The sequence below is a fragment of the Micromonospora sp. TSRI0369 genome, from assembly GCF_001905625.1.
Lineage (GTDB): Bacteria > Actinomycetota > Actinomycetes > Mycobacteriales > Micromonosporaceae > Micromonospora > Micromonospora echinospora_A.
Genome location: NZ_LIVU01000018.1, coordinates 64,116 through 71,085 on the forward strand (window position 1 = coordinate 64,116; position 6,970 = coordinate 71,085).

5 protein-coding genes are annotated in these 6,970 nt (G+C 73.3%); all 5 read right to left on the reverse strand.

Annotated features, from left to right (window positions below):
* Positions 1-113: 113 nt before the first annotated feature.
* The 5 genes from AMK25_RS30835 to AMK25_RS30855 all read right to left on the reverse strand — a co-directional run bounded on the left by AMK25_RS30835 (position 114) and on the right by AMK25_RS30855 (position 6,801).
* Positions 114-833 carry a TIGR03936 family radical SAM-associated protein gene (locus AMK25_RS30835; RefSeq protein WP_073831879.1) on the reverse strand — a complete coding sequence of 240 codons (720 nt, stop codon included), beginning with the start codon at positions 831-833 and terminating at the stop codon, positions 114-116.
* Between the two features lie 396 nt (positions 834-1,229).
* Positions 1,230-2,711, reverse strand: coding sequence for a type VII secretion-associated serine protease mycosin (mycP, locus tag AMK25_RS30840; protein ID WP_073831871.1), 1,482 nt, complete (start codon positions 2,709-2,711; stop codon positions 1,230-1,232).
* Positions 2,712-2,721: 10 nt separating this feature from the next.
* Positions 2,722-4,194, reverse strand: coding sequence for a hypothetical protein (locus AMK25_RS30845; protein ID WP_073831872.1), 1,473 nt, complete (start codon positions 4,192-4,194; stop codon positions 2,722-2,724).
* A gap of 13 nt (positions 4,195-4,207) precedes the next feature.
* Positions 4,208-4,645: a hypothetical protein gene (locus tag AMK25_RS30850; protein ID WP_030503083.1), complete on the reverse strand. Its 438-nt coding sequence runs from the start codon at positions 4,643-4,645 to the stop codon at positions 4,208-4,210.
* A gap of 170 nt (positions 4,646-4,815) precedes the next feature.
* Positions 4,816-6,801 (reverse strand): TIGR03960 family B12-binding radical SAM protein, encoded by a 1,986-nt coding sequence (locus AMK25_RS30855; protein ID WP_073831873.1) that lies wholly within the window; start codon positions 6,799-6,801, stop codon positions 4,816-4,818.
* Positions 6,802-6,970 lie beyond the last annotated feature (169 nt).

A 6,970-nucleotide genomic window follows, 5' to 3' on the forward strand; every position in this document is an offset into this window, starting at 1 on the left:
GGCTGCCCCGGGCGCGGGTGAGCGCTGCCACGCAGGGTTGCCGCAAAGGTGTTTCCGCCGGGCGCGCAAAAACGCGACCGCCGAAGTCTGCCTGCCAGAACGCTGACCGACGGTCAGCGCTCTCCGATGGTTGCCCCGTCGCGATCCGCGTCCAACGGATCGACGATCTCGCCCTGCGCGGTCAACGTGCCCTGCGCCAGCCGGATCACCTTGGGAGTGACCGGCGGCTCCAGGGCGGCCACCGCGCGGAGGCCGGACAGGACGTCATCGGGCCGAACGGACGGGGTGACCTGCCGCACGACCAGTTCGAGTATCGCACACGGTACGGCCGCCGCCTCGGAAGGCGTCTCAGACGGAGACCTCACATCGATGGACACCACTGCCGCGCGGGCGTCGAACGTCCGCCGCCCCTGCTTGGTCATCCGCTCGACCTGGATCTCGTCGGCGGCGGTGAAGGCCGCCACGGCCTCCGCCAGCACCTTCGGGTCCACCTCGGGCAGCTCGATCCGCCAGTACGACGCCTCGATCCGGTCGGCGAGGCTGCCGCCGGTGGCCTCCACCGCGTCGAGCACGTCGAGCCCGGGCGAGAGCGCGGCGTCGAGCGCCTCGCGCAGCCGCGCCGGGTCGACCGGCTCACGCAGCCCGATCTCCAGGTACTCCGCCTCGCTGGCCACACCGGTCGGCGCCGCCGAGGCGTACGAGATCTTGGGGTGTGGGGTGAAGCCCTGGGAGAACGCGATAGGTACGCCGGCCCGGCGCAGCGCGCGCTCGAAGGCCCGGGCGAAGTCGCGGTGCGAGGTGAAGCGCAGCGGTCCCCGCTTGGCGTACCGGATGCGGACCCGCTGGACGACGGGCGCCTGGCCGCCCTCGGGTTGAGGCTTTCTGGCGATCGTGAGCTCCTCGGCTGTGCCTGCGTATCCGCCCCATCCTGGCGCAGTGCTCGCCGCGCCCCACACCCGGGGCTACCCCACCCATCCCAAACCCACCCAAACCCCCGCCCGGACACCCCGCCCCGTCGTGATCAGTGAGTTCACGTCCAGATCCATCCACCCGAGGCCCCAAACCCCTTGATCACGCACCCCGCTCGCCCCCGGCGGGCCGAGCGGGACGGGTGATCATGAGGTTGGCGGCGGGATTGTAGATCGACATCGCCGCCAACCTCATGATCAACGGGGTTGGCGCCGGGCCGGGAGAGGGAGGGCGGGAGGGTGGGTGGGTGGGTGGGTGGGTCAGGTGCGGTTGTCGTGGGGCGGGGTGGGCTGGGCCGGGGGTGGGTAGGCGCCAGGGCCGGGCTGGGGGTGGCCGCTCGGCGTGGGGTATCCGCCAGGCTGGGGGTGGGCGCCCTGGGTCGGTTGTCCGCCCGGGTGGGAGGGGGCGCCAGGGTGCGGGGCCGGTCGGGCGTAGGCGCCGGACGACGAGGGGCCGCCGGGTGGGCCGTAGCCGGGAGGGGGACCGTAGCCGGGAGGGGGGCCGGCGGGATGGCCGGCCGGGACCGGCGGGCCCTGGCCGTTCATCCGGTCCAGCGCCTCGTCCGGGATGTCGGCGGCCCGCGCCAGCTCGCGCCGGTGCCGGCGGCGGTTCCAGATCAGGAACACCACGAGCGCCAGCAGCACCACCAGCGCCACGGCGATACCGATGCCGATCACCATGACCTGCTGGTCGGTGGGGCCGCCCCGGTCCCCGTAGTCGGTCACGTCGAAGTCTTCGTCCTCGGCCGCGGCCGGCGGCGCGGACGCGCTGGCCGGGGCGGCGCCGAGCAGCGGGTTCGCCGACACCGACGGGACATCGGCGGTGAGCGCCGCCACCGGGTCGATCCGGCCGAAGCCGAACTGCGGGTCACGGCCGGGCGGGCCGGCGTCCCGGGCGGTACGGATGATCCGGTTGATCACGTCGGCTGCGGCGAGCCGGGGGAACTTCGACCGGATCAGCGCGGCCACACCGGCCACGATGGCTGTGGAGTCGGACGTGCCGTCGCCCCAGCCGTACCCCCGGTCGGGTCCGATGTTGTAGACCTCGTCCCCGGGCGCGGCGACCACCGCCTCCGGGCCCTGCGCCGAGCCGGGCCAGAAACCGCCGCCCCGGGTCGTGCCGGTCACCGCGATCACGCCGGGGATCTTCGCGGGTGCGGCGATGTCCGGGCCGAGCTTGCGGACGTTGCCGGCGGCGGCCACCACGACCACGTCGCGTTCCAGCGCGTACCGGATCGCCGCCTCTTCGCCCTCGTCGACGGCGCCGGCGTGCCCGTAGGACAGGTTGAGCACCTTCGCGCCGCCGTCCACAGCCATCCGGATGCCGGTCGCGGAGTTGCCCGCGTCGGCGCCCTTGTCACCGGATGGCGTGCGGATGGGCAGGATCCGGGCGTCCGGCGCGACGCCGACCACTCCGGTCCCGTTCGCCGCGATGATCCCGGCCATGTGGGTGCCGTGGCCGTCCGGGTCGCGCCGGCCGTCGCCGGAGTCGAACGTGCTGCGGCCGGCGAGGAGCCGACCGCGCAGGTCCGGGTGGTTGGCGTCGGCGCCGCTGTCGACCACTCCGACCACGACGCCCCGCCCGGTGGAGATCTGGTGCGCCCGGTCGATCCGCAGCTCGTCGAGGTACCACTGCTCGGCCCGGCGGGGAGCGCCGACCGCCGGCTGCGCGGCCCCCAGCACCATCAGCCCGGCCAGCAGCGCGGCCGCCACCGGCCGGAGCGCGCCGACGTGCACCCTCATCCGTCCGTCCTCATCGCAGGATGCCCGGGGACGCACCGTCACCGGTGCCCCACGGATCGTCGTCCTCAGTCAACCACGACGAGTGGTCGCCACCGCCGCCGCCATGCCCGGCGCCGCCGTGGCCGCCCATCATCCCGCCACCCATCATTCCGCCGCCCGCCATGCCCGCGCCGGCCAGGCCGCCACGCGCGCCGGCGCCGCCCGGCCCCGCGCCCGCCGCCGCACGGAGCGCGCCGGCCGCGCTGGTCAGCGGGGGCACCTTGCCGTTGCCGCCGCCGACCATGCCGGGCAGCGCGCCCATGCCCATGCCGCCGGCCGCGCCGAGGCCGCCACCGCCGAGGCCGCCCGCCGAACCCAGCCCGGCGCCACCGCCACCGCCACCGCCGGTGCTCAGCCCGGCGCCGCCACCGAAGGTGCTGCCCGGGCCGCCCGGGGTGATCGTGCCCGGCCCGCCCGCGCCGGCCAGGCCGGTGCCGTACTCGGGAGTGCCGGAACCCGGGGCGCCGGCGCCGGGCACGCCGGTGCCGGGCGGGGTGTACGAGCCGCCGCCGGGGCCGCCGCCCAGCCCGGGCACGCCGGTGGTCGGCGGGGGCGTGAACGAGCCGCCGCCGGGCACGCCGGCACCGCCGCCGCCGATGCCGGTGCTGCCCAGCGAGGGCATCCCGCCGCCACCGCCGGCACCGCCACCACCGCCGCCGGGCAGCCCGCCACCGGGCACTCCGGACGGGGGTACGCGGGGGTCCGCGCGGTAGCCGTCGTCGAGCCGGCCGTCGGGCTGGGGTACCAACAGCTTGGGGCGCTCGGCCTCGACCGCGACCGGCAGCGGCGACATCGCCCTGTTGGCCGCCTGCTGGTTGTCGCGGTACCAGTTGTCCAGATGGGACTTGGTGTCCCACCAGCCGCCGCGCTTCTGGTCGTTGGCGTTGCCGTCGACCTTCATGGTGGCTTCGAGGTCGTCGGCCTTGTCGCGGAACGCGCCGTCGGCGTAGAGCGCCTGGTTGGACTGGTAGTCGCTGCGCAGTGCGGCGAGGAAGCCGGACTGGCTCTCGCCGTCGCGGGCGTCGTCCAGTTCGGTGCCGCCGGGCAGGCTCCACTCGTTCCAGCCGAAGTTGTCCATCAGCGGGATCGGGATGCTCGCCACCGCCGTACGGATGTCGCCCTCGATCCGCGACAGCGCGCCACTGACGTTGCTGGCGTGCGTGATGAGATCCTCGATCTCCTTGCCGATCTCGCCCAGGTGCTCGCGGTACGCGTCGCCGCCGCTGCCCTGCCAGCCGGCGAGCAGCCCGGGCAGACCGCCGGTGTGCGGGCGCTCCTGGCCGGCTGCGATCGGGCCGACGAACGAGCGGCCGACCAGCGAGTCACGCAGATGGCCGAGCGCGGTGGACAGGTTGCGCCAGCCCGCGCCGACCGAGCCCACGGTCTCCGGATCCGCCGAGAGCGTCACCTCACGGACGCAGCGCTCCCAGGTGCCTCCTGCCATGACCGTCTCCCCCTCAGGCCGTGTACGGGTAGGTGGGCTGCTGCCCGGCGTCCGGCGGCGGGGCCGCGGTCTCCAGCAGCCGCTCGATGTCCTTGCCGTTGGCCGCGTTGCGGGCCTCGGCGTCGCGGAACGCCTTGGCGATGTCCTGCGTGCCCTGCTTGAGGCCGGCAAGCTTCATGGAGATGGCCTTGAGGTGGGCCTCCATGCTGGCCGTGGACCTGGTCAGCGCCGCCCACTGCATCCGGGCGTCCTCGTACGCGCCGAACGGGGTGCCGTTGGGCACCGTCTGCGCGTTGCCGCTGTCGCCCTTCATCCGCTCCTTGATGCGTTCCATCTCGTAGCCGATGGTGTCGTCGACGTACTGCTTGAGGCGCTCGACGTACTCCGCCGCGGCGTCCAGGTCCTCGACGCTGACGTGCAGATCGCCGGTGTCCGGCGGATTGATGCCCATGTCTGCTGTCCTCCCCGCTACCGGCCCCCGGCCGGTCCATTACGGACGCAGCGTATCGAGGATGCACCAGTCGGGGCACCCCCACCCCGCGCACGCGGGCGGTCACCGCGAAAAGACGACGGAACGCGGGAACCTGGTCGGGTTCCCGCGCTCCGGTACGGTCCGGGGCCTCAGCCCTGGGCGGCGGCGGGCAGCTTCAGGCCATTGACCGGGGTCAACGGAAGCAGCTTGCGGCCGGTCGGGCCGATCTGGATCTCGGTGTCCATGGACGGGCACACGCCGCAGTCGAAGCACGGCGTCCAGCGGCAGTCGTCCTGCTCGTACTGCGACAGCGAGTCCTGCCAGTCCTGCCAGAGCCAGTCCTTGTCCAGGCCGGAGTCGAGGTGATCCCAGGGCAGGACCTCCAGCTCCTCGCGCTCGCGGGTGGTGTACCAGTCGAGGTCCACCCCGTACGCCGGCAGCACCTCGGCGGCGGCGTCCACCCAGCGCTGGTACGAGAAGTGCTCGCTCCAGCCGTCGAACCGGCCGCCGTTCTCCCAGACCCGGCGGATCACCGCGCCGACGCGGCGGTCGCCCCGGGACAGCAGGCCCTCGATCAGCGACGGCTCACCGTCGTGGTAGCGGAAGCCGATCGCCCGGCCCAGCGAGCGGTCGCTGTTGATGGCCTGCTTGAGCAGCTTGAGCCGGGAGTCGATGACCTCCGGCCGCTCCATGGAGGCCCACTGGAACGGGGTGTGCGGCTTGGGCACGAACCCGCCGATGGAGACGGTGCAGCGGATGTCCTTGGACCCGGTGGCCGCGCGGCCGGCCCGGATCACCTCGTGCGCCATGTCGGCGATCTCCAGGACGTCCTCGTCGGTCTCGGTGGGCAGGCCGCACATGAAGTAGAGCTTCACCTGCCGCCAGCCGTTGGAGTACGCGGTGACCACGGTGCGGATGAGGTCTTCCTTCGACACCATCTTGTTGATCACCTTGCGGATCCGCTCCGACCCGCCCTCCGGGGCGAACGTCAGACCGGTGCGCCGCCCGTTGCGGGACAGCTCCTGCGCCAGGTCGATGTTGAACGCGTCCACCCGGGTCGACGGCAGCGACAGCGAGACGTTCGTGCCCGCGTACTGCTCGGCCAGCCCGGAGCACATGTCGCCGATCTCCGAGTGGTCGGCCGACGACAGCGACAGCAGGCCCACCTCGTGGAAGCCGGAGAACTCCAGCCCTTCCTTGACCATCTGGCCGACGGTGGTGATCGAACGCTCCCGCACCGGGCGGGTGATCATGCCGGCCTGGCAGAACCGGCAGCCCCGGGTGCAGCCCCGGAAGATCTCCACCGCGTACCGCTCGTGCACCGTCTCGGCGAGCGGGACCAGGGGCTTCTTCGGGTACGGCCAGGCGTCCAGGTCCATCGTCGTGCGCTTGTGCACGCGGAACGGCACGTCCGGGCGGTTCGGCACGACCCGCTGGATCCGGCCGTCGGGCAGGTAGTCGACGTCGTAGAAGCGCGGCACGTAGACGCTCTCGGTGCGGGCCAGCCGCAGCAGCAGCTCGTCCCGGCCGCCCGGGGCGCCCTCGGCCTTCCACTCCCGCACGATGGCGGTGATCTCCAGCACCGCCTCCTCGCCGTCGCCGAGCACCGCGGCGTCGACGAAGTCGGCGATCGGCTCCGGGTTGAACGCGGCGTGCCCGCCGGCCACGATCACCGGGTCGGCGTCGGTGCGGTCGGCGGCGAGCAGCGGGATGCCGGCCAGGTCGATCGCGGTGAGCAGGTTGGTGTAGCCCAGCTCGGTGGAGAACGAGACGCCGAACACGTCGAACTCACGCACCGGGCGGTGGGCGTCGACGGTGAACTGCGGCACGCCGTGGGCGCGCATCAGCTTCTCCAGGTCCGGCCAGACCGCATACGTCCGCTCGGCCAGCACGTCGGGCAGCTCGTTGAGCACCTCGTACAGGATCTGCACGCCCTGGTTGGGCAGGCCCACCTCGTACGCGTCCGGGTACATCAGCGCCCACCGGACGGTGGCGGCGTCCCAGTCCTTGACCACCGCGCCCAGCTCGCCACCCACGTACTGGATGGGCTTGGTCACCTGCGGCAGCAGCGGCTCCAGCCGGGGCCAGACCGAGTTGGCGGCGGCGGGACGTGGAGTAGTGGACGGGGCACTCATGATGCCCAAGCGTACGCGGTGCCCCCGCTCTCCCCCGCGCCCGCGCCCGGGTCCGCCGCGTTGATCAAGGAGTTTGCGGGCTGTCCCGCGCGGCGGTTTCTAGGCTTCAGTGCAACTGATCTTGGTTGGGCTGGGGGTGCGGGTGGCGAGGCCGGGTGTGTTGACGTTC

Bases quoted from the DNA above. Each gene is read 5' to 3' on its own strand.
- mycP (WP_073831871.1), bottom strand. From the start codon at position 2,711: ATGAGGGTGCACGTCGGCGCGCTCCGGCCGGTGGCGGCCGCGCTGCTG.
- AMK25_RS30850 (WP_030503083.1), bottom strand. From the start codon at position 4,645: ATGGGCATCAATCCGCCGGACACCGGCGATCTGCACGTCAGCGTCGAG.
- AMK25_RS30845 (WP_073831872.1), bottom strand. From the start codon at position 4,194: ATGGCAGGAGGCACCTGGGAGCGCTGCGTCCGTGAGGTGACGCTCTCG.
- AMK25_RS30855 (WP_073831873.1), bottom strand. From the start codon at position 6,801: ATGAGTGCCCCGTCCACTACTCCACGTCCCGCCGCCGCCAACTCGGTC.